The organism is Vibrio sp. OPT41 (assembly GCF_015163595.1).
Taxonomy (GTDB): Bacteria; Pseudomonadota; Gammaproteobacteria; order Enterobacterales; family Vibrionaceae; genus Vibrio; species Vibrio alginolyticus.
This window is the reverse complement of sequence record NZ_JADDYH010000072.1, coordinates 57,006-80,273: the sequence shown is the minus strand read 5'-3', so window position 1 is coordinate 80,273 and position 23,268 is coordinate 57,006. Positions and strand designations below refer to the sequence as shown.

Annotated in this window: 22 protein-coding genes; all 22 read left to right on the top strand. The window is 44.6% G+C overall.

Annotated features, from left to right (window positions below):
- Positions 1-33 precede the first annotated feature (33 nt).
- Positions 34-951, top strand: coding sequence for a hypothetical protein (locus IQP38_RS23130; RefSeq protein ID WP_021453543.1), 918 nt, complete (start codon positions 34-36; stop codon positions 949-951).
- Positions 941-2,734, top strand: coding sequence for a terminase (locus IQP38_RS23125; RefSeq protein WP_025562160.1), 1,794 nt, complete (start codon positions 941-943; stop codon positions 2,732-2,734). Before IQP38_RS23130 ends, IQP38_RS23125 begins: the two co-directional genes overlap by 11 nt.
- Positions 2,735-2,745: 11 nt before the next feature.
- The gene (locus IQP38_RS23120; protein WP_021453886.1) at positions 2,746-4,851 is read left to right on the top strand and encodes a phage portal protein; all 2,106 of its coding nucleotides are present in this window, start codon (positions 2,746-2,748) and stop codon (positions 4,849-4,851) included.
- A gap of 19 nt (positions 4,852-4,870) precedes the next feature.
- A complete protein-coding gene (locus IQP38_RS23115; protein ID WP_020840894.1) occupies positions 4,871-5,383 on the top strand; it encodes a hypothetical protein in 513 nt (170 codons plus the stop codon).
- Between the two features lie 4 nt (positions 5,384-5,387).
- Entirely contained in the window at positions 5,388-5,705 is a 318-nt protein-coding gene (locus IQP38_RS23110) for a Gp49 family protein (RefSeq protein ID WP_021485000.1), read from the top strand.
- Between the two features lie 26 nt (positions 5,706-5,731).
- A complete protein-coding gene (locus tag IQP38_RS23105; RefSeq protein ID WP_020840892.1) occupies positions 5,732-6,217 on the top strand; it encodes a hypothetical protein in 486 nt (161 codons plus the stop codon).
- 207 nt (positions 6,218-6,424) lie between these two features.
- A complete protein-coding gene (locus IQP38_RS23100) occupies positions 6,425-7,537 on the top strand; it encodes a hypothetical protein (RefSeq protein ID WP_127891399.1) in 1,113 nt (370 codons plus the stop codon).
- Positions 7,538-7,551: 14 nt separating this feature from the next.
- A complete protein-coding gene (locus IQP38_RS23095) occupies positions 7,552-8,775 on the top strand; it encodes a N4-gp56 family major capsid protein (protein WP_029810786.1) in 1,224 nt (407 codons plus the stop codon).
- Positions 8,776-8,834: 59 nt separating this feature from the next.
- Positions 8,835-9,281 carry a hypothetical protein gene (locus IQP38_RS23090; protein ID WP_046268180.1) on the top strand — a complete coding sequence of 149 codons (447 nt, stop codon included), beginning with the start codon at positions 8,835-8,837 and terminating at the stop codon, positions 9,279-9,281.
- Between the two features lie 113 nt (positions 9,282-9,394).
- A complete protein-coding gene (locus IQP38_RS23085; protein WP_020840888.1) occupies positions 9,395-9,859 on the top strand; it encodes a hypothetical protein in 465 nt (154 codons plus the stop codon).
- Complete coding sequence (locus tag IQP38_RS23080; RefSeq protein WP_169628557.1) at positions 9,859-10,437, top strand: hypothetical protein; 579 nt, start codon at positions 9,859-9,861, stop codon at positions 10,435-10,437. The genes IQP38_RS23085 and IQP38_RS23080 overlap by 1 nt, the downstream gene beginning before the upstream one ends.
- Positions 10,438-10,445: 8 nt before the next feature.
- Positions 10,446-11,117 carry a DUF6682 family protein gene (locus IQP38_RS23075; protein ID WP_029810711.1) on the top strand — a complete coding sequence of 224 codons (672 nt, stop codon included), beginning with the start codon at positions 10,446-10,448 and terminating at the stop codon, positions 11,115-11,117.
- A gap of 19 nt (positions 11,118-11,136) precedes the next feature.
- Positions 11,137-15,471: a methyl-accepting chemotaxis protein gene (locus IQP38_RS23070; protein ID WP_193838075.1), complete on the top strand. Its 4,335-nt coding sequence runs from the start codon at positions 11,137-11,139 to the stop codon at positions 15,469-15,471.
- Positions 15,468-16,328: a DUF4376 domain-containing protein gene (locus IQP38_RS23065; RefSeq protein WP_029795217.1), complete on the top strand. Its 861-nt coding sequence runs from the start codon at positions 15,468-15,470 to the stop codon at positions 16,326-16,328. The genes IQP38_RS23070 and IQP38_RS23065 overlap by 4 nt, the downstream gene beginning before the upstream one ends.
- A gap of 122 nt (positions 16,329-16,450) precedes the next feature.
- Positions 16,451-16,675, top strand: coding sequence for a hypothetical protein (locus tag IQP38_RS23060; RefSeq protein WP_020840883.1), 225 nt, complete (start codon positions 16,451-16,453; stop codon positions 16,673-16,675).
- Complete coding sequence (locus tag IQP38_RS23055; RefSeq protein WP_025558172.1) at positions 16,675-18,285, top strand: hypothetical protein; 1,611 nt, start codon at positions 16,675-16,677, stop codon at positions 18,283-18,285. Before IQP38_RS23060 ends, IQP38_RS23055 begins: the two co-directional genes overlap by 1 nt.
- Positions 18,286-20,703 (top strand): phage tail tip protein, encoded by a 2,418-nt coding sequence (locus IQP38_RS23050; protein WP_193838074.1) that lies wholly within the window; start codon positions 18,286-18,288, stop codon positions 20,701-20,703.
- A gap of 62 nt (positions 20,704-20,765) precedes the next feature.
- Positions 20,766-21,182 carry a hypothetical protein gene (locus IQP38_RS23045; RefSeq protein WP_025507223.1) on the top strand — a complete coding sequence of 139 codons (417 nt, stop codon included), beginning with the start codon at positions 20,766-20,768 and terminating at the stop codon, positions 21,180-21,182.
- A complete protein-coding gene (locus IQP38_RS23040) occupies positions 21,175-21,852 on the top strand; it encodes a hypothetical protein (protein WP_193838073.1) in 678 nt (225 codons plus the stop codon). The genes IQP38_RS23045 and IQP38_RS23040 overlap by 8 nt, the downstream gene beginning before the upstream one ends.
- A 19-nt stretch (positions 21,853-21,871) precedes the next feature.
- A complete protein-coding gene (locus IQP38_RS23035) occupies positions 21,872-22,378 on the top strand; it encodes a hypothetical protein (protein ID WP_025558175.1) in 507 nt (168 codons plus the stop codon).
- 9 nt (positions 22,379-22,387) lie between these two features.
- The gene (locus tag IQP38_RS23030) at positions 22,388-22,648 is read left to right on the top strand and encodes a hypothetical protein (protein WP_021454663.1); all 261 of its coding nucleotides are present in this window, start codon (positions 22,388-22,390) and stop codon (positions 22,646-22,648) included.
- Positions 22,649-22,659: 11 nt separating this feature from the next.
- Positions 22,660-23,268 (top strand): hypothetical protein (locus tag IQP38_RS23025; RefSeq protein WP_193838072.1); only part of this gene is annotated, 609 nt, incomplete at its 3' end.

Here is a 23,268-nt window from a genome sequence, read left to right as displayed (position 1 = left end):
TGTTGACGCAATTGAACACTCGGAGTTAGAGAAGTGGCGAGAATTAATTGGGAACGCATTAAAAAACAATACCTTAGCGAATACGAAGAAACTGGCGTTGACGTTAAGACGTTTTGTGTTCGCAATGGTTTAGTCTACTCCACAGCAAGAAAATACTTAAATAACAAACTGTTACAGAGAAAAGAGAACAAACCAAGCGAACAGAACGCGAACAACGAAGAAGTTCAGGGCGAAAAATTACAACCCAAAGGGATCACACCGCCCAAAACCAAAATCAAACGCAAGAAAACCGCGAATCAATCAAGTGCCAAAAATGGACACGGTGGCCGTCGAGCTGGCGCTGGCGCTCCAAAGGGAAATAGCAACGCTTTCGTGCATGGCTTGATGACTAAAGCATTTGGCAACCTAGTTAAATACTCTCATCAAGTCGATGACGAATTTAAGTTAGAAGTGCATAAGCTTGCCGCTCTTCAGGCGCTTGAGTGCTACACGCAATACAAAGATGAATTAGCTGACTTCCTCAAAGAGCTGGAAGAACGTGGCGATAAACCTACAGAACTAGAGCAGGAGTTTATTGACCGACTTGAGAAACGAATCGAGTCGAGTTTTGGCATGGTTTGCCACCACACCGGAAAGCTTGAGTATTTAGAGGGCCAAATGGCGAACCGTCGATTAACCAATCGAGCAATAAGCAAGGTTATCGCTCAAACCACACAAGTCGAAGTTGATACCAACCTTAAACGCAAAGGCATTGCGTTGGCCGAAGCGAATACTGACAAGGCTAAGGCTCAAGCTGCGCTTGCTCGTCATGATCTCGACCAGAAACAACGTGAAGGTCTAGGCGACGATGATGATCTAGGTATGTTGCTAGATGAAGTTCAAGATTTGGATGACGATGAAATCATTCAGCGCTTCAAAGATAAAGGTGGAGTGTTGAACGATGATGAATGATGGTATTCAGCCGTATAAGGATTCTATTAATGGCCGTGGCATAAACCTAGTTATGCCAGCGCTTACCGATCAGCAATTCAAAGCGCTTTCACGGCCAGAGAAGCGCCGTTACTTCAGGAACTATATGACCTGTAAGGAATGGCGCTTAAACAACCTTTACAAGATAGAGAATGATAAAGGTCGCGTTGTCACGTTTCGAATGCGTGACGCTCAGAGAGATCTCTTTGAAACAGCCCATACCTTTGAATTGATTCTTAAAGCGCGTCAGTTGGGCTTTAGTACCTTTATCGACTTGTACGCGCTGGACTCGTGTTTATTCAATAAGAACTATGCCGCAGGTATTATCGCGCAGGATTTGGAAAGTGCTGGCGCTATCTTCCAGACAAAGGTTGTCTTTCCATATAACAATTTGCCTAATTACTTGCGTTCTCGCATTCGTGTAGTTCAACGAGCTGGTGGCGCTAACGGTGGCCGACTCAGTTTTTCCAATGGTTCACGAATCCGTGTTGCAACGTCATTCCGTTCCGGTACGTTGCAGTTTCTACATATTTCAGAGTTGGGCCGTATTTGTGCAGGTTACCCACAAAAGGCCAAAGAGATCCAAACAGGTTCGATGCCTACTGTTCACGAAGGTTGCAAACTCTTTATTGAATCGACGGCAGAAGGCGCGGCAGGACTCTTTTTTGAGTTGTGTAAGAAAGCCGAGGAACGAGCACATAGCGGAGTGAAGTTGGGTGCTAAAGACTTTCACTTTAGATTCATTCCTTGGTTCACTCATCCTAGATATTACTCACCATTGCCATTAGGCGGATTGAAGTTATCCAAATACTTTATTGAATACTTTAAGTCGATTGAGCCATTCGTGATCCGTCACTTGGGTAGACCGTTATCGGATGAGCAAAAGCAGTGGTATGTCGAAACCTATAACCACTACGAAGAGTACACAAAACAAGAGTATCCAAGTACACCACAAGAGGCGTTCTTAACGTCAGGCCGTCGTGTATTTAGCGCTCCTTCCTGTATGGCTGCGGAGTCAGCTTGCTCCAAGCCGTTGCTTGTCTATGACGTTAATCCAGAGACAGGCGCAATGTTTGATGTTCGAGATAGCGTAAACCGTGAAGGTAAAAGCGAGAACATGCAGAACGGACTACAGGGCTATTTGCTTATTTGGGAATTGCCTGATCCAGAAAAGGATTACGCCCTTGGCGCTGACGTTGCGGAAGGTCTGGAACATGGGGACAGAGGTTCAATTGATGTGCTGGACGAAACTGGCAATCAAGTTGCTCATTGGTTTGGTCATATCGACACAGATCAGTTTGCAAAGATTATCGCAATCATTGGCAAGATGTACGCAGGTAAAAACGGTAGAGCGGCCTACGCTGCGCCAGAACGAAACAACCACGGCCACGCCGTTTTAAACGTTCTACGCGATATCTATCCAATATCCAGAATCTACCAAGAAGAACACCACGACAAGGAAGACGAGGACGAAGAAACAGGACGATTAGGCTGGCTTACCACTCGTAAATCCAAGCCGATAATTATTTCAAACTTAAATGAGCAATTGCGCAATAATACGTCGGGCATTCGATGGATCGGGACAGTTACAGAGCTGAATACCTACGTTTATGACTCCAAAGGAAGCATGAACGCAATTGAAGGCGCATTTGATGACCAAGTGATGAGCTATGCGATTGCGCTAGAAATGGTTGTTCGAATGCCTAGAACCATGACCAAGTTACAGCCACGCACCAAGCGATCAAGCGATTGGCGTACTAAGTGAGGGGAGAATTTATGGCTTGGAATGAAGACCATGCGGAGCATGACGGCAAGGGCTTTAACCTTGCTCAATTACGCCGATTAGTCTCAAACGTGGAAGCACAACCAAACTGGCGCGACCCAGCGCAAAAGTGTTGTGATTACTACGACGGCAACCAACTAGCGCCGGAAGTAAAACAAGTTTACGAAGAACGTGGACAACCGATCATTATCAATAACCTAATAGCGCCAGCTATTGACGCCGTTTTAGGTATGGAAGCAAGAACACGAACTGATCTTGTACTTACAGCCGATGACGATGACGGCGAAGAGCTACGCGATGCACTTCAGGAGAAGTTTAAAGATGCGTGGCGACTTGCACGAGCTGATCGCGCTAATGCCGACGCTTACGCTTCACAAATTAAAGCTGGTATTGGTTGGGTAGAAGTTACCAGAAATGACGATCCTTTCTATGGTGGTGGCTACAACATCAAGCCAGTTCGCCGTCAGGAAATGTGGTGGGACTGGAACGCTCAAGAGGCCGATTTGTCTGATGCTCGATGGTTGCTGCGTAAACGTTGGGTAGACGTTGACGAGGCTATTGCTCATTTCCCTGAACACGCCGAAATCATTCGCCAAGCAATGAATAATTGGGAAGACTTTGCAAACCTTGAAAGCTACGAAGAGCAAGACCAAGATTTGCTTGCTGCTTACCATGAATTTGAGAGTTGGGATCGAAATACGTCTGAATGGTTAGATCAGGCGCGTGGCCGTATCTGCTTACAGGTTATCTACTACCGAACATTTAGACGCGGTTATGTCATCGACCTAAAGAATGGCCGAACAGTTGAATACAATCCAAATAATATCGCTCAAGCCGTTGGCGTAAAAATGGGTACATTTAAACCACGAATTGCTACATGGTCAGCAGTACGCGAAGCGTGGTTTGTTGGTATTCATAGAATCATTGATCGTAAATCAGTTGCACCGAGCGGATACTTTCCAATTGTTCCGTTCTTCGGTTATCGAATGGATAAATCCGGCCAACCTTATGGTGTTGTAAGCCGAATGATTAGTGCTCAAGATGAGATCAACTATCGTCGTATGAAGCTTACGTGGTTGCTACAAGCTAAACGTGTCATTGCAGACCAAGACGCAACCAATATGAGCCGCGAGGACTTGCTAGAAGAGGTCGAACGCGCAGACGGTTACATTGAGTTAAACCCTGATCGCAAGAACAAGAAATCAATAAGCGAAGCTATCCAGATTCAGCAAGATTTCAATATTGCGAGTCAGCAGTTTACTGTTATGCAGGACTCAATGAAGCAAATCCAAGACGTTGCTGGTATCTACAATGCAATGTTGGGCCAAGACTCTTCAGCCACCAGCGGAGTTGCTATTAACTCGCTAGTAGAACAAGGCGCGACTACGCTAGCAGAGATTAATGACAACTATCACTATTCGAGAACACGAGTGGCTGATCTGTTGATGGCCTACCTAATCGAAGACCTAGCGAAGCAAAGCAATATCGCTGTAACGGTCAACAAGCAAGACGCTCATAAGCGCAAAGTCATTCACCTAAACGTGACCAATGACGACGGCACAGTGACCAACGACGTTAAGCGTTGGAAAGGTCATATTGCTCAAGCTCCAATCCAGCAAACTGCTACATTCCGCGCTCAAATGGCTCAACAACTAACCGCGCTAGTTGCTCAGTTGCCACCACAAATTCAAATGGCAACGCTAGATATGGTTATCGAGTTAATGGATGTACCTAACAAGCAAGAGATCCTGAACCGTATCAGACAAACTCTAAACATTCCAAAAGCGCCGGAAGATATGACGCCAGAAGAACAAGCAGCTATGCAGGAAGAACAACGCAAGCAGCAAGAAATGGCTGAAATTCAAATGCAGCAGCTACAAAACGAGGTTGCTTTAGGCGCGGCCAAGGTTGAAGAACTACAGGCCAAGATTGCCAAACTACAACGTGATGCAGAAAGCCAAGACGTTAAAGACAACAAGGTTGAGGCCGAAACTGCGAAAGTTTTACAGGAGGTCGCAGAAGTCAAAGCACAAGCAGATAGCACAGTTAATGCAATATTAGCGAACATCGACCAGCAATTGCTAAACCTTCAAATCTAAATGTAAGAGGTAACTAGAAGTGTGGGAACAAGTTAAAAACATCGTGGGCGAATCCGCCCCTTTGGTTGGTTCATTACTTGGCGGTGCCACTGGTAAAACAATAGGTACTCTGATCGCTGGCGTTCTTGGTGTCAAAGATACACCGGACGCCGTTATCAAAGAGCTGATAGAAAACCCTGAAGCTCTAACAAAGATTATTGAGTTTCAGAATCAACACGCAGTTAAGTTGCAAGAAATGGCGCTTAACCAGTTATCTATGCAGCTAACAGACACACAAGACGCGAGAGACGCACACGGCGATCACTGGATGCCTTCAGCGTTAACTCTGATCTTGTGTGTCATGGTGTCAGGTATGTTTTGCTCATTGTTTTGGTGGACGGTTCCAAAATCATACGAGCAACTAATTATCATGATCGCAGGTCAGGTAATGGGCGCGTTCTCAACGGCTATCGTGTTTTGGCTAGGCTCAACGATGATGCAGGGCTTAGGTCGAACAAAGCAACCAATGAAGTTTATGAAGTGGGGGAAGTAAGTAAATGAAATTACCAGCCGAGTTTAAGCCGAATACTGAAATTCAAGAAATGATGGAAGAGCTAGGTTGCACTGGCAAACGTGTAAAGCCTCAAGACATTGTTGATCGAATTGAAGAGATTGATTTTCAAACCGTCACGCTTGCAGGTAATAAATTCATGTATTGCGGCATCAAGATGAAAGGCGGCTTTGTTGTTGTTGGTAAACCAGCAACTTGTATCGACCCTGAAAACTGGCGTGACCAGATTGGCCGACAAGTGAGTTTTAACAACACATTCGAAGAGATCTACAAGCTAGAAGCTTACAGAAAGATGAGCGCATAAGACGTAATTGTTTGGAGAGAAAAGCCATGTATGACAAACGACTAAGAAGCTATCGACCTAAATGGTTCAAGACTTGGGAACTTGTGAGCAAAGCTGCTTATCAGGCGCGTGGTGAAAAGGCCATGCTTGGTATGGATGCTCGATTGCTGATCACCATTGATGAGCTGCGAACGCTACTTAGTGAAATCGATCCGAAGAAAGCGGCGCTTATCTGTAACAACTGGAAAGCTGGTGGATCTCGTGGTTACTCAGGTTTGCGACTTGCGAGTGACAAACATTTCACTCCATTCTCTGCGCATGGCAGAGGGCAAGCTGTTGATTTAATTAGTAATCATTACACGGCTCAAGAGTTGCGTGATTTGATTATTAAACACAAAGACCGATTCCCTTATCTAACGAGAATGGAAGAAGGTGTGAGCTGGTTGCACTTGGATGTGTTCAACTTACCAGAAGATGCACCAGAGAATGCAATCCTGTTGTTTACTAAATCAGGTGAGACTCGCTACGCCTAGATAATCATCGAACGTTAATTTTTAGTTTGCATTCGTAAATTTGTGGTACATTTATCAGCAAATTGAGTGTGCGGCGAAAAACTAACGCAACACGAGAACATAAAAAAGCCAGTTAGCGCGATTGCGTTAGCTGGCTTTCTTGTTCGCAAGTGCGGCGATAAGCACAAACCAGACGCAAGCGCAGCGATAAGCGCACATGAGGGGATTATGACTATAGAACTTGACCAAGCACTATTAACTGGCAACGTCGAAGACATTGACGCACTGCTAGATGAAATTGACCTAGATGACGATTTGGGCGTTCTCAGCGGTGAAAATGACCAAGACAACCATTCGACTGATAACGAAATGGGCGTAGGCGAGGAAGATGAGGCACTACCAAGTGTTATTGACACTACTCAGCCAAAAGGTGACGCCAACCTAGATAAATCAGAACAGGGCCAAGAGCCTAAAACGAATGCGGCCAAAGATAGCATTGGGGTTCGAGAGATTGACGGCAAGCTCTACATTGAAGTTGATCCAGACAATGCAGCGGTAGCAAGTAAGGACGGTAAACATACGATTCCTTATGCAGTTCTAGAAAAGGCTCGCAATCAGGCGAGCGAAGCGTCAAGCCGTATGCAGGAGCTAGAGCAACAGTTAAGTGAAGCTACAACCGCCAAGGAAAAACTACAGCTATACACCAAGCAATTAGAAGAAGCTGGCATTACGCCTGAAAAGCTACCTGAAGAATTGCTGAATGATGAAAATGCGCTCAATGCGCTGCGTGATGAGTTACCAGAAACGGCGGCAAATTTACTAACGGCGCTAGTTAAGCGTTTTCAAAGTAAGGCTGCGACCACTCAACAAGAAGCCAATGACGGAGTTAACGAAGTTACTAACGCGCTAAACGCTGACGAACTAACAGAACTTCGCACTTGGGAATCGAGTGACCGTGACCGTTGGGATATGGCCCTAGTTATCGACAACAAGCTCAAGAATGATCCAGCGTTCCAAGCCATGCCACTAAAAGAACGCTTTGCAGAAGTGCAACGCCGAGTGAAGGCCGCTTTCGGTGATCCGGTTCAAGCGTCAATTGATGCTGAAAAGGCACAGAAACAAGCCGAGCAAGGCCAGCAGCAACCTCAACAAACGGCAGAAAAACAAACCGTTGTACCTAATTCACCGTCTAGTCTAGGTGGTTCTTCACTGGACACTACGGCGGCAGCTAATCAGGCATTGTTGAATCAAGACGCACTAGCGCTTGAGCAATCACTTGCCAATATGTCGCCAGAGAAGGTTGAAGAGTTCCTAGCTCAAGCGGTGATAGCTCTAGATTAGTCGAGGATTTCATAATGACTACTATCACTAAAGCTCAAGCTGCTAAAGCGTTTGGTGCCGCGCTGTTTACTCATACGCGCCGCCAAAACACTTTTGTAAACATGCTAACTGGTAAAGCTCCAAAGGCAGTGCCAGCAGACCGCAACCGAAACAAAACTCAAACTGAAGCTGGTGCGCCAGTTGTAATGATCACCGACCTTACAAAACAAGCTGGTGACACAGTTGAAATGGATTTGTTCCACAACTTGGGCGGTATGCCAACGATGGGCGATAAAAAAATCGAAGGTCGTGGCGAGTCTCTATCAAAAGTTGAGTTTGAATTAGTCATTAACCAAGGCCGTCATAACGTCGATTCAGGCGGTAAGATGGCTCAACAACGCACCAAGCAAAACCTACTTCAAGTAGCTCGTACAATGCTTGGTAACTACTTCAACGATCTGCAAGATGAAATCGCAACGTATCACCTAGCTGGTGCGCGTGGTGACTTCATGCCTTCCGACATGATTGTTCCAACTGCGGATCATTCAATGTTTGGTGAAATCATGGTTAACCCTGTTACCGCTCCTACAGCGGATCGTCACTTCTTCGGTGGTGACGCAACAGGTATTGCGGAAATCGTGGCAGCCGACACGCTAACCCTAGCGAAGATCGATGAAATTGCGCTTTACCTAGAAGAAATGGCACACCCAATCAAGCCTATCCGCTTCGAAGCAGATGAGCTTTACGGCGAATCGCCTTTCTACGTTCTATTTGTTACTCCGCGCCAATGGGCCGACTTATGGGCTGACGTTCAAGGTGCTGGCAAAGTGCAAGAGCTAATCGCGAATGCGGTTAACCGTTCGCAAGGCTTTAAGCATCCACTATTCCAAGGTGACCGCCTAATGTGGCGCAACATCTTGGTTCGTCAATACCGTAAACCAGTACGTTTCAATGCTGGCTCTAAAGTGAAAGTTGGCGCAGCAAGCGGCAACGGTACTGAAACTGAAGTCGAAGCAAAAACAGTAATTGACCGCGCAATCCTACTTGGCGGCCAAGCGCTAGCAGTGGCTTACGGTAAATCTTCAAGCGGTGCTCAGTTCTCTATGCACACCGAGAAGGTTGACCATGGCAACGGTCGTGAAACGTCTATCGCTTGGATGAGCGGCGTTAAGAAAGTTCGCTTCCAAGAGAAGAATGGCCGAATCAATGACTACGGCGTAATGGTGCTAGATACAGCCGTTGGCGGTCTATCTAAGTAATAAGTGACTGGCTGGCTATCTAGCCAGCCTTTATTCATCGGAATCAAAGGAGAATTGCAATGGCAGTTAAAGTATCACCAGCCGTTAAGCAAAACGTCTATAACGGTACTCACGGTAACCTTTCAGTGATGTTCGCTGAAGTTCCGGCACTTGCTGATGGTGACTCGGTTATCGCAGCAAGCCTTGAGGCTGGCGTGAAGCTGGTGGAAGTGAAGATCCTTACCAAAGGCGACGCGGTTACTAGTTTGACTGCACAAGCATCGCTTAATGAAGTGCTGCTAGGTGATGGTATTCATGCGCCTCAAGTTGGCACCAAGCTAGAAGATGTGATCGGTACGGCCACGGAAGTTCCGAAAGGTGCGTTGTCGTCTGATGAGGCTGGATACTTCCCGTCAGAAGATGTTGCTGAAAAAGATAAGTGTCTTGTTCTAACGTTCGCAGGTGCCGCAGTTACGGAAGATAAGATCCGTCTAGCGATTTACACCACTTCAGTCGGCACTATCTAAGATAGTCCACTCTGTTGAAAAACAGGCCAGTCAGATAATTGGCTGGCCTTTTTTACATGTTCCGTGGCAATGGCCGCAGCTCAACACATCGAATACACATAAGGGTATTGACTATGACAGCAGAAAAGAAAATTGTTTGGATCGGTGAAAAGCCAATTAAAAAAGTAAACACGCTTGGCCGTGACTACTACTTTAACCGTGGCGAACCAACCAGCGTACCGGAACAAGTGGCGCACCGATTACTGCAAATCAAATCTTGTTTTGCTACTCCTGAAAGTGCTCAGTCTCTAATCGAGAGCCTACAAGCTGAAGAGCAAAAGCGCCAGCAACTAGCGGAACGAGCGGCGCAACTAAAAGCTGAAGAAGAGAAAGCAAACACTTGGCTTGTTATGGTCGATGGCGAAGTCGTCAACATTTCCAAATACACCAAGGCGAAACTTGAAACCGTTATCCTAGCAGAAGAGCTTCCAATTGATCCGCTAGCGTTGGAAGTTCCAGAAGGCGAAACACATGCGTCAGCTCTACGCATGGCAGTGCGTGACAAGCTACACGCTAAACACGGTATTCCAGAGGCTTAATGATGAGCGCACTATCTGATTTATATCGGTTAGTGCGCCAGCGTTGCGCTGGCGTTGTCGATATCATGATGGATGACGCCTTGCGCGACTCTTACCGCGAGTTTTGCGAGAAATCAGAGTTCCTAAAAACAAAGGTCAAATTGACCGCCGTTGTGTCTGGTGTGCAAATTCCGGTTGCTGGCATTCCTACCGATTCAGCAATTCTAAAAATTGACAGCGTAGTGAGTAATTGCGGTTCTCCGCTTTACGTCAATGACGACTACGTTTTTGATCCTGTAACCAACGAGTTCACATTCACGAATGACTTTGATGCGGTGACCGTTACGGCGGTACTAAAACCAAAGCTAAATTTCGATGAGAACAACCTTAATTCATACCTAGTTGAAAACTACGGTGAGGCTCTAGCGGCTGGCGCTGCTTACCGACTCCGACTACAGGTTGGCACAAATTGGTTTAACCCTGATCTCGCGTTGATGTACGAGCGTGAATTTATCGAGGGTTATCGCCGCGCTTACCGAATAAGCAAAGACAACTTCAATTCATTCAAAAACAAAGTGCGTAAGCACAATTTCTACTAGAGGTGTGTATGTCTGCTAATAACACTCCGGTCAAACACTTGATCGATGAGGCAGCTCGTCTCGTTGTCGATAAAAACATGATCCGTTGGGATAAAGCGTTTTGGGTAGATGCGTTCAACTCGGCAGTTCGAGCAATCCTAGCAATTCGATCTGATGCGCTAACGGCCAATGAGGACTTTGTTTGTGTTGAGGGTTCAACTCAGACAATTCCAGTAGGTGCCCGTTTTGTTGTTGATGTTCTGCGAAACAAAGGCGGCGCGGCCATTTCTGGCAATGTAGATTTGAAGATGCTTGATGATTATCGCCCTGAATGGCGTTCAGAGCCTCTTGCTAGCGCGGCCAAGGCGTGGCTTTACGATGACAGAAATCCAACCACGTTCTATATGTATCCTCCGGTTGTTTCTGGAACAACCATTGAGTGCGTATTTGCAAAAGTGCCTACGCCAATAACTGAAAGCGATTACGACTCTGAAACCAAATGCGAACTAAACCCGATGTACGACAACGCGATCATTGAGTGGCTTGTCTACCGAGCATTTAGTGAGGATGCGGAGTTTACCGCTAACGCCGCTCGTGCAACCACAGCATTAAACGCCTTTAGAACAATGCTAGGCGACAAGAGCCAAGCAGATAGCATCGTTCAACAAAAGAGCGCTGATATCAAAAACCAACCACGCTAATTAATTGGAGTAGAGCACAATGAGTAGTAGCTGGTATCGAAGAGGTACGGTAACTGTAACCGACGGCTCAAAAGAGGTTGTAGGCGTTGGTACGTTATGGGTTGATGCCGGAAATAAACCGCTAGCTGGCGATATCATGTTCATAGCTGGCAGTATTTATGAGGTCGAATCGATCACCGATAACGAACATTTGTCACTGTTCAGGCCATTTACTGGCGTTCCACCAGCAAATGGTGAGTATGCGATCATTCGAAATACTTCAGTAACTATTGCAACTCGTGTGGCCGCAATGGTCGCGGCGGCTATCAACTCAAAACAAGTGTTGCTTGATGACCTTCGAGGTTATTACACATCAACGGCTGACAAGGTTCTTATTCACACCGATGACGGCTCAACTATTGAGGTTGTGCCACTTCAAACATTGGTGTCAGATATCACAAACCTGATCGCTCAGTCTGAAAGTATTAAAAACGATCTAGATAATACACAGGCGGCTCTAGACCTTGTTCGTCAATACTCTAATGCGGCGCAAGGTGTCGAAGTCGAACCAGGTAAGTATTCAGCGAAGAGCTATGCGGCTGATGCAGCGGACACGTTGGCTTTAGTGAGCAAAGCAGAAAGCGATGTGGATTTAAAAGCCTCTCAAGTTCAGCAAACCAAAACTGATATTGAGCAGTTCGTAGGCACTTCGAAGACGGACATTCAACAGTTTGTCACTACGTCAAAAACTGAAATTGATGCCAAAGCTACTGCTATTAGTAAGGCTATTGATACGCAAGCGACTACCGTTAAGGGTGAAATCACAGCTTTAACAAGCACTAGCAAGCAGGAGATCACTGCGCTTGCCACTAAGAGCAAAAAAGATATTACAACTCTTACAACAACGATTAAGAGTGAAATTTCAGAGCTAGTTGCTGGTGGCACTAATAGCATTACGTCACTTACCGATACGAGCAAGGGTGCAATTAACACCTTAGTTGGTGCAAGCAAAAACGAAATCACGGATCTAGCTACCACAGAAAAAGCAGCCATTTCGCAGCAATCAACCACAGCAATTAGTGAAATGACTTCACTAAAACAGAGCGCCGAACAAGCTGCATCAACGGCAACACAAAAGGCTACTCAAGCGGCTGCTTCAGCTACAAGCGCAGCACAAAGTAAAACCGATGCTCAAACCCTGAAAACGCAAACTGAAGCCTTAGCGAATGAAACAAAGCAAGTAGCGGAAGAGATTAAATCCGGTAGTTATGTTGGTTGGCAAATCTATTGCCAAAGCGAAGCAAACATGAAAGCTCAAAGAGCATTAGCTTCTAATGAGTTTGCTGCTAGTGGTTTTGTTCATTATGGTACTGGTTATACCAACAATGTTAATAACTTTATTATCAATGAAGGTATGTGGACTACTGAAGCCATTACCGACCAAGCCAATAAAGTTCGTATGGGTCGTAGTGTTACAGACGGCGGTCAAACAGGTACATCTAAGACTCCATTCCCTGTAACTACTATTGCTGGCTTTATTTCTAAACTTATTGGTATTAATGAACTAGACAAGCGAGTAGCTATTAAGTTCCCTGAAGCTCCTATCGGTACAGTTGTTTATGACTCGACTGGTAATTGTCGTGGTTCAGGCAAAGCTACACTAGACCTAACTAAAGATGTAGACCCTAAGTATGGTGACGTTGCTGGTTCAGTTAATGAAGCTGTAGCTCGTGCCTTTGAGGGGTGGCTTAAAAATGCTGATTTCCGTAATGGTACATCTGAATGGACTTATGGTAATTACGCTGTATTGACGCCTGAAAATGGCGCTTTACGTATTACTAATAATGGTTCAATTAACGGTCAGTTATCACCTAAAACGCCTACAGATTCCCCTAGAACTAAAGTTAAAGCTACTATAGTCATTAGTGATTTGCAGGGTGGTGCTAGACCTGTAGTACAGTACCAACCAGTAGCTGGTACATATAAGGCAATTGATTTACACGAAGGTGTTAACGAAGTAGAGCTAGATTTTACTGCTGCACGTTCTTTGTTGATTCAGCCAAAAGGTAGTACTACTGCAAGTATGTTGGTTCATCTTGTAGATATCCGGCCACTAACAGAAGAAGTAGTAATCAACCGTGTAGATATGTTTGGTTTTGAGTACTTCTTAGAAGAAATCAGCAAGGCCAATCCATTTGTTTATCCTTATGGTTGTATTCAGTCAAAATTAACAAGCATCGAAGGGATTGCAACAAAAGAATCGAATCGTCCTATTACCTACTATTCGGTATTCGATGGAGATACAACCTCGAAGGGTAAAGGCGTTGATTTTTGGGCTGCAACTGATGATCAAAAGAGAGCTTTGGTCTCTAATACTGATCACAACATTTATTTACTTGATGATGGCCGACTTGTTCAATGGCGTGTACGTCAACGTACTATTGCTGGTATTGGCAATGGTAAGTGGAGAAATATTAATCCTGTTGGTATTGGTGTAACTACTGCTGAAAATATCCTTAACTGGGATGGTGGCACTCGTGTTAAAGCACAAGCAGGTGGTGATGTTGTAATGACTGGTTCTACTGGTTACTTTACTTCTTACCAGTTAAAACAATACAACGATAAGCCCGAACTTGGTGTATTTACTGCAAGACATGCATCTAACTGTGTGGATTATGAATGTTACTTCGATGTATGCGGTGTAGTTCCTAGATTGAACCAAGGTGCTTATCATCCTAGCTTTAATCCTATGGGTGCCGCTGCTTGGCATAAGTGGGGAGTTGCTGCTGACTTACCTTGGTATGATTCTCGCGTAGTAAGTGGAATTACTAGTGCCGGTAAGTGTTTTACTGAAGTAAGTGCAACTACTCAAATTGCTAAAACACCGGGTTCAGGTCGTATTAGTCACGGTAAGAATAAACGTCCTGATGGTAAGTTCTATGATGCTATCTATGCTTCAGGTCAAGGTGGTGTAATTGACTACCGTTTACCTGCTTGGGATGTGTCTTCTAAAGAAGAAGCTTCTAAGATATTCCAGAAAGTAGTGAATGGTACTTACCGAGGTGAGGAACTGGCAGTACGGACTTGGATTAGTCCAGCTATTGCGCAGACTCCATCCCCTCAAGCTACAAGTATTGCCACTGAAATTAACACTATGGATCTCTACAAAGTAGGGGGTAAAGTTTCGTTATATGACATTGCTACTAAGCAAGTTTTAGTTACCACTACAATCACTGGTATACGTAATGGTGCTATTGATGTACTAGATACATTTAACCGTCTTGCGGGTGATGCCCATTTAGTCGTAACAATTGAATCTAACATCCCTGTATCAGGTGACTTCACTCAAGTAGATTTATTTGCTGAACCTTCAGTCATCTTGAATGAAGGTTCTTTTAAAAATGGTTGGTTAGGTGGTTGGGCTGGCATGCCTAGCTCTGCACCTGCTGGGGATATTGATTTTACTCGCAAAGTAAAAGTAGGCACTCCTACTAGAATATATAAGCTTCCATCAGGCGCGTGGTCTTCTGGAGAAATGCCTAACTTTAATTCAATCTTAAATGGCTCTACCCGTGGATGGTCATCAGATAAAACTATTCTATACACATTCACTTACACAGCTTTTGCTAAACAGACTAAGGGTTCTACTAACAAACCTGTGTTGAATAGTGCTGGTGGATTAGGTGCGGTTGCACAGAGTGGTGGGTTTCATGCCATTACTTGGGGGGCGTTATTAGTTGAATCTCTCATTGGCAAAGTGCCAACTTCAAGTGTTGGTGGAGCCGGCATGTCTTTATCTGACTGGATTAATATACCAATTCAGCATGATGGTAAAATTCATGTTGGTGACCTTAAAAAAGTAGAGCCATTTGATAAACCTCGCCCTAACAATGACTCTCCAGCAGTTAAAGCTCTATGGTATCAAACTGCGAATAATCAACAGTGCTCATTAAACTTTGCTTGGAATGAGTTGGTTTACAAGCCGTTCACCAATCCAATTGTTGACACTGGTGCTCAAATGCTTCGTAAGCGTGGTGTTATTTATCTTGTTGACGTTGCTGGAAGTGCATTGAATGGCAGACTCGTTATTTGGAATGGTAATGAGGCTAGTATTCCAGTGGACTATACTGCTTACTATGTTGACGCAAACAATATGATAAAAAGTAAGTCTTCAAATGCAGTAAGTACAATTCAACTATATACAGGTGACGGTTGGGGCGACGATTCAACAATTCGAATCATTGACGGTGCTGGAACATTCATAAACCTTAATGGTGATACTTGTCTATATGGTACGCATGAGCTGGCCATTCCATACGGTTACACAAAGAATAAAGCTCGTGCTGGTTCTCAAGTCAGTGGGGTGGATTTATGATCATTGATACCGACTACACGGCCTTAACCGATATTGATGAGAATATCCGGCATTACTATGCTGAAGATATTCGAGAACGAGTGATTGGCTACACAGAGGGGGAGGAACCTTCCCCTATAACCGAGCAATACACGGTCATTGTTCTTAATAAGCCTGAAGAGATTACTTTTCATGATGTAAACCAAAGACGCGGTGAGCGTAAGTCTTGGGAGCAAGTTGTTAAGCCAGAGCTTGAACGAGCAATTGCTTGGGAAGATTTTCAAGTAAACCACGATCAGTATCTTCAATGGCTGGTGGATGTAGAGAACTTTGTTCCTGAAATCACTATTGGTGAAGATGGTGAAGAAGTTGCCACGTTGCCACCAGCGCGGCCAGTGATCGATATGCAAAATCGCCGCGCCGTTTATGAAGTGATTGAAGTGCCATACGACGCTAATTATTACACTCATAATGGTGAATACGATTATTTGGTCAATGACGAAGAATTTACCGTTACCAAGACGCCAGTTGTCGAGAGAAAGCCTGACAATGTGATCGCGGAGTTTCATCGGAACAAGGCGCAAGCTTTGCGAGATGAAATAAAACTATCAAACATCTTTATTCATGGATATGAATTCCAAGTTCGCCAAGTTGACCGGAACAACATGGATGAAACGCTATGGTATGCAGAGCGCAATAATATGCTGGATAAAGAGACGGTCTGGATTGCAGCAAATAATGAACCTGTAAGACTGACGTACAATCAAATCCAACAAATTAAAGATGCTTATGCGATTCGATTGGAAAAGCTATTTAATCAATATGCCACTTGGACAGAGGGGGATATGCAAACTCCATTCGAATTTTTAGAAGTCTAAGATTCTCGATTGGTGATTTTTGTTTTCAATCGAGAAAGTGTTTTTATTCCGAGTTATTATTGGTCAAGCATTGCAGTTTATGACGGGGTGCGAAAGTGCCCCGAATTGGAAGGGGGCGAAAGATGTTAGAGAAGTTACTAAACAACAATCCACTAGGCGTTGTGATGTTGTGTGCTTCGATAGTTGGGACTGGCTATGTGATGAATTATCGCTTGAACAGTATCGAGACGACTCAACAAAACATTGGCACTGATGTAAAAGATATTCGCCAAGATATCAGCGCTCTACAGGCTGATGTTGCCGGATTGAAAGCCGTTGCTGATTACAAAGAGAGAGCAGGTAAATAATGCCTAGAATTAACGTCGCTACTTTCTTTGGAGAACGGCCAAAACAGACGCCGAGACTCCTACCAAATGAATACGCCACAAAAGCGGTAGATTGTCAGTTTCCGGTTGGAAACCTTCAGCCTTACCTTGGCTTGAAGGACACTACTGAAGGCTTAACGGAAAGCCATAAAACGGTTTATAAGTTTTTAGATTGGTGGTTCAAGTGGAAAACTGATGTTGATGTGGTTGTGTCGCCAATTGTTGGTGACCCTTGGAATCGTGTTTATTTTACAAGTGATACCGGAGTTCGCGTTACCAATAACCAGATATTTAATGGTGTTGGTGATCTTCCCGTTGACTCTTATCCATTAGGAGTGCCAGCGCCAGAGCATGGCGTGACAGCAAAAGTAAATGCTCCAGATCCTCTGCCAGAAGAAGACGAAGCAACCGACGACGAAACTCGTTTTTATGTCTACACGCTTGTTAGCGAACAAGAAGAGGAAGGGGCGCAATCTCCGATCAGCAATCAAGCTGAAATTAAGTTCCCAGAGAGTACGGTTACGCTGACATTTCACAGTGAAGGTGCTTTATCCGGCAATATCACTAAACGTCGAATCTATAGAACGTCAACAGAGGGTGGTGTTTCTGACTTCTATCTGGTTGGGGAAATTCCGATTTCACAAAATACGTTTGTGGATGATAAGTCAGCCGATGATCTTGGGTTCCCGTTGGAAAGTGAAAAATACGAAATGCCTAACAAAAAGCTACGGTTTTTAACCCTAATGCCTAACGGAATTATGGCTGGTGGCTATGACCGAACTGTTTGTTTTAGTGAGCCGTATTTGCTTCACGCATGGCCTGTAGATTATCAGCTCACAACAGAGCACGAAATCGTAGCAATGGAATCAGTGAGCAATATGCTATTGGTTGGCACGAAAGGTTACCCTTGGGTGTTCCAAGGTATCACCAGTGATGCGATTAGTGGGCGAAAGCTTGAGTCTATGCAAGCGTGTGTTTCCAAGCGCTCTATGAGAAATATCGACAACCTAATTATCTATGCGTCTCCTCATGGCCTTTGTGCGTTCACTGGTCAAGACGTTGAGCTAATTACCAAAGATATTATTGACTCTAAGCAGTGGGAAGCATTGGAGCCAGAAACCATTGAAGCTTACTACTACGATGGAAAGTATTTGGCTTTTTACGGAAAGGCGCTTGATAAGTCGTTCATATTCGACCCTAAAACGGGTGGTATTACGTTCCATTCTATAGGTTCAAACCTTGGATTTACTGACTTAGTGACAGGTACGCTTTATGTTCGAAGCGAAGATGGAACAAAATTGGCTGAATGGAACAAGGGCCAACCTAAAGCGTATGTTTGGCGTTCTAAAGAGTATTACGCCATGTATCCAACACTTAGTACGCTGTATATCCGAGCGGAAGATCCGGCATTGGTTGGAATGAAAATTATCGTTGATGGAGTCGTCATCAAAGATTACGAGATAGGTACGTTAACTGATCGACCTATACGCATTCCACCAGCAAGGGGCAACTCATGGCAATTTGAAGTTTATGGCACTGGAATATTAGAAGAGGTGATCATTGCTTCTAGTATGGCAGAGGTTTACGGGTAAATGGCAGTTCGTACATTACAAGGCGGCAAAAAGCTAAAGGGTAAATTCCAATCTATTCCCCACAAGAAAGGAAGTGACGCTGTAATGGATGCGGTTGCCGACAACTTGGAACAGTTGATCGGTATGCGTGGCGAGGGCGGCAAAAAAGCCGTCCTTTGGGAAGATATGAAAAAGCTTGGTTTTGCTGACTACAGAAATGGCAAATTACAGAGCACAATTAGTATCCCAAGTTCGGACGGCGGTAGTGGTGATCCGATTGTTGGTGAGGAAGTTCAGACGCCAACTACACCACAAAACTTAGTGGTTAAATCTGGCTTTGGTATCGCACTGCTTTCGTGGGATACCGCGCCATATAAAGGCCATGCTTACACCGAAATTTATCAAGCAAGAGATAACGTATTTGCAAATGCTATTGTGGTGCAAACAACTCCGTCTAGCGTTGCGTCATTGCCGATTGAGCCTACAGGTGATTATTACTATTGGATCAAGTTCGTAAACCTAAAAGGCGAACGTTCAGCGATTAACTCAATTAATGGTACTCATGCAAAGAGCGTTGTTGACCCTCAATATTACCTTGACCTGATCATTAAGGAGATGGAAGAACATCCCGAACTAATTCCTTTACCGGAGGCATTAGAAGGCATTGATTTTTCATCCATTCCAGACGCAGAAACTATTGAGAATATCGACGTATTATTAGCGGAAGCAGCTATGCAAAACGCTGTAACCGTTGATAAGGAAAGCGCATTTCGCAGAGAAGAGAACCGGACATTAAGGGCCGAGATTGAAACCAACTACTACACAGCAGTTGAAACCGATAAGGCAATGGCGGTTTTAAGAGAGTCGGTTACTTCTCAGATCGAGGAAAACGAGACATCAATTCTTGCTCAGATCAAACGAGAGTACGCGACGAAGGTTGAAGTTGATAGCGCGTTATCGGCATTAAGAGAGTCTGTTAAGTCAGAAATTCAGTCTAATGGGGAGTCAATTCTTGCGCAGGTAGACCAAGAGTTTGCGACTCAAGTTGAGCTTGATAAGGCTATATCTACAGCCAAGTTAGATCTCGAAACTCAGTTAGGTGATTCGATTTCAGGCATTGAGCAAAACTACGCGACGAACGCCAAGCTAACGTCAGCAATTTCTCAATTAAATACGTCGTTGTCAGCGTCAATTGAAGGAGTTGAGAGCAATCTATCAACCAACTATAAAACGTGGGTTGATACTGAAAAGGCGATCAATATTGCAACCAATTCATTGTCTTCAAAAATTGGAGAGGTTGAGAGTAACTTAGCCAACAACTATTACACTGAAGCGCAAACCGATCAGGCCATTGCTAAATATGCTTTGACGCTACAATCATCAATTGATGGTGTTAGCTCGAATCTATCCAAGAACTACTACACAAAGACGCAAACCAATCAGGCGATTAGTACCGAGATTGGAAAAGTTAATGCAACGGTTAACGGCGTTTCGTCTTCAGTCACACAGATTAGTGAAGCATTGGCCGATCTTGATGATGGCTATTCTGCGTTGTGGGGCGTTAAAACAAGCATAGGTGGAATGACGGCTAGTGTTGCTCTTATAGCCAAGTCTTCCACTGATACGAGCACAGCAAACGCAGAATTTGTTGTTAAGAACGCAGGTTTTAAGGTCGCTTACGACAAGAATACTGGTGGTACAGGTAGCAACAGCATCGTTCCGGTGTTTGGCACTATCAAAAACCCAGCCTATCAGGATTGGGTTAACGGCGGCCAAGTTGGTACAGCTCCGCCAAAATACGTACTCGCAATAGACACTGCATCAATCAAGGTTGCAGACATTAGAGATCTGGTTGCTGGTGATGTAGTGGCAACAAGCGTGCAAGCAAATACAGTGATCGCAAACGTAACGCTACGAGCGTCAACGATTAATGACCCGAACAGCAAGTTCTATGTGAGCGCGGCTGGTGTGGCAAAAATGGTTGGTGCCGATGTTTCGGGGAAAATTACCGCGACTTCTGGCGTGCTAAGGAACGTTACGATTACTGATTCTTGCGATATTCAAGGTCGTCTCAATGTTAATCAGATCGTTGGTGATGTAATAAAACCTTATCCGTACTCGGTTATGAAGACAGACAGTAGTGCAGGACTAATTCAGACGCTCTACTCAGTAAATGTTCCAATGGCTACTTGGGATCGCGAGGTTGTTTGGGGGAGTGTGTATGCGACTGCGTTCGGTGCATGGTTTGATTTTTTAATTAATGATGAGGTTGTTCATAGTCAAGATATTGGTGGTATGAGCGCTCAAAACTCACCGATCTGGCGGCATAGCCTTCCGGCTGGTAAGGCTTATAAGGTTAGTTTGCGCATAAGAAACTACGAAAACAATTCTTGGAATGTGTGGAACTCATCTGGATTAGTGCTCACCTACAAAGCTTAGGTTTAGTGCTTTTGGAATTGCGCCATTTTGTTAAGGCGCTCTAGATCGTTCAGGGGTAAAAAGTGCGGTTCGCTAAAGTTGATCACAACAATTATATCTACATGCTTGTGAGAAAGCTTGTTTACGTGGCTGGTCGTGATGATTTGCCGGATTTGCCGAAAGAGGTGATCAGTAAGTTGGATAGTGGTGATGCACACTTGTTTGTTGGTGAGCGTTGTGGCGCAGTTTTGGAGGTGACGCACGAAGATAACGAGATAGTTATGTATGTGGTTTTTGGATGGTCTGATAACGGGCATGGCATATCAGATTACATCAATGCGTACTATCAACTTGCTAAAGATGTGGGAGCAGAAAAGATTGTTTCATTGGCTCGAAGAGCAGGTGTGTACAGGCTTTGGCGCGCTCACGGATTTAAAAAAGTAGGGTACAATGAGCAAGGTTTAATCAGGTTTGAGAAAAGGCTGGTAAACAATGGGTAAAGGGCCAGAAAAAGCAAAACCAACTGCCGATCAGATTGCAGCAGCAGAGGTGGCGGCTAAAGAGTGGAATAGATATCAAGAGGTGTTTGTTCCAATTGAAAACGAATATATGCGTATCACCGAAAAAATGGGGGACGAGGCAAACTACGAGAAAATAGCAGGAGCGGCCAATACAACGTCGAATAGTGCAACGAGTTCGGCTGTCAATCAGACTCAAAAACAATTGTCGGCATCTGGCTTTAATCCAAGTTCAGGTAAGGCGTCTAGCGCTTCAAACGACATAATCTCAGGCTCCAATGCCAACGAGGTACAAACTACTGCGCAAGGCCAACACAACGTAACCGAGCGTTTTACTGGTAATCTTCAAAACGTAGTTGCAATGGGGCGAGGTCAGGCGACTCAAGCCACGGCAGGGCTTAACGATATCGCGGCGGCGTCAGCGCGTAAGGCCAACCAAGCTGCAATTGATGAAGCTAACGCCGTATCTATTCCGGCGGCGGTTGCTGGCGCTGGTGCCTCTTTACTTACTGGCACCGATACAGGCAAAGAGATGCTATCAAGCGCTGGACAGGGATTAAGTAATTACTTCAAACCAGATACTTACAAAAGTATGAAATCAGACGGTGGCTTTGCGCCAATGGGCGGCGCTAGTTCATACGGTTTAAGTTAAACGTTAGGAGAAAATAATCATGCCTCAAGAGGGTGAATTAGGTTATTACAATCCAAATACTGGCAGTTCAGCCGCGCCAGCCACAACCGCTCCAACCGCCAGTGTTAAAAGCGATAATCTTTCAAACATGATGGTTAACGCTTCTGGTAATCCTGAATACATATACGCGAATCTTACGAGAAAGCAGTACGAAGATTATCTAAAGCGCTTCCAGCAATATGAGAATCAACTTATCGATCTTGCTATGACCGATAAGTTGTTAAATAAGCAGTTAGATAGAAATAACGCAAATGCCACGAAGAACTTAGAACAAGCCAATATCAATGCTGCAAATGCAACTAGAAAGTATGGTTTAGGTGATCTTCGAACTGATCAGCAAAAACGAAACTTGGAAATGAATAACGCGCTTGCGCTAGCTTCAACTAATAACAACACTCGCCAAGCTATAAACGATTTACAAGTCGGATTGATGACGGGTGTTTCGTCAGGAAGCAGAAACTTAATTAACTCAGTTGGTGGAGTTTAGGGGGTTAATATGGGATACGGTCTAATTGATATTGGTCGAAATAACGCGAGAAGTTCGCTTGATACTTATAGAAATCTTTCTAACCAGGAGCAACAGCGCAAACAAGTGAACGAGCAGCTTAAACAGCAATACAAGCAAGGTATTGCGTCAGGTATCGGTACTGGTGCAACTCTAGGTGCAACAATTGGTAGTGTTGTACCTGTCGTTGGTACTGTTGCTGGTGGTGCAATTGGTGCCGTTCTTGGTGGTCTAGCTGCGTCGTTTTTTTAGAGGTTTTTTTCATGGCAAACGTTATTGGTAGTTTTAATGAAGGCGTTCGAGTTGGTGCAGGATTAATTGACCTACACAACCGCCAGCAAGATCGTGAGTTGTGGAGACAGGAGCACAACGAAGACCGAGAACGAAAGAAAATCTTGCAACAGCGAGAAGATATTCGTTGGCAGCAAGGGCTTGAAGATCGAGAACAACAAAAGTTACAGCGTAAAGATGATCTAGATTGGCAAGCCAAAAGCCGAAAACAACAAGAAAAGCAGTGGGCGCAAGCAGAGCTTACATTTAAGCAGCAACAGGAAGAATATAACCATAAGAAAACACTTATGGAACGCCAAGAAGGTTTTCAAACAATCTTCCTTCCAGCGATTGATAAGGCGATTGCCAGCGGCGATTTTTCCTTAATGGAGACGCCGGAGTTTGCAGATTATGTAGCTAAAAACCCTCAATTTGATGTGAACAACATTCTTGGTAGTGATGCTGGCAAGGCTTTAGGTGAGGCGGCGACTTTGTTCAACAAAATGGCACAAGGTGAAATGCCAGCAGAAAATGACCCAATGTTGATCAATGCAGTTGAAACATTGATGCCTGAAATCACCAAGGCAAAAGGTTTACCTACG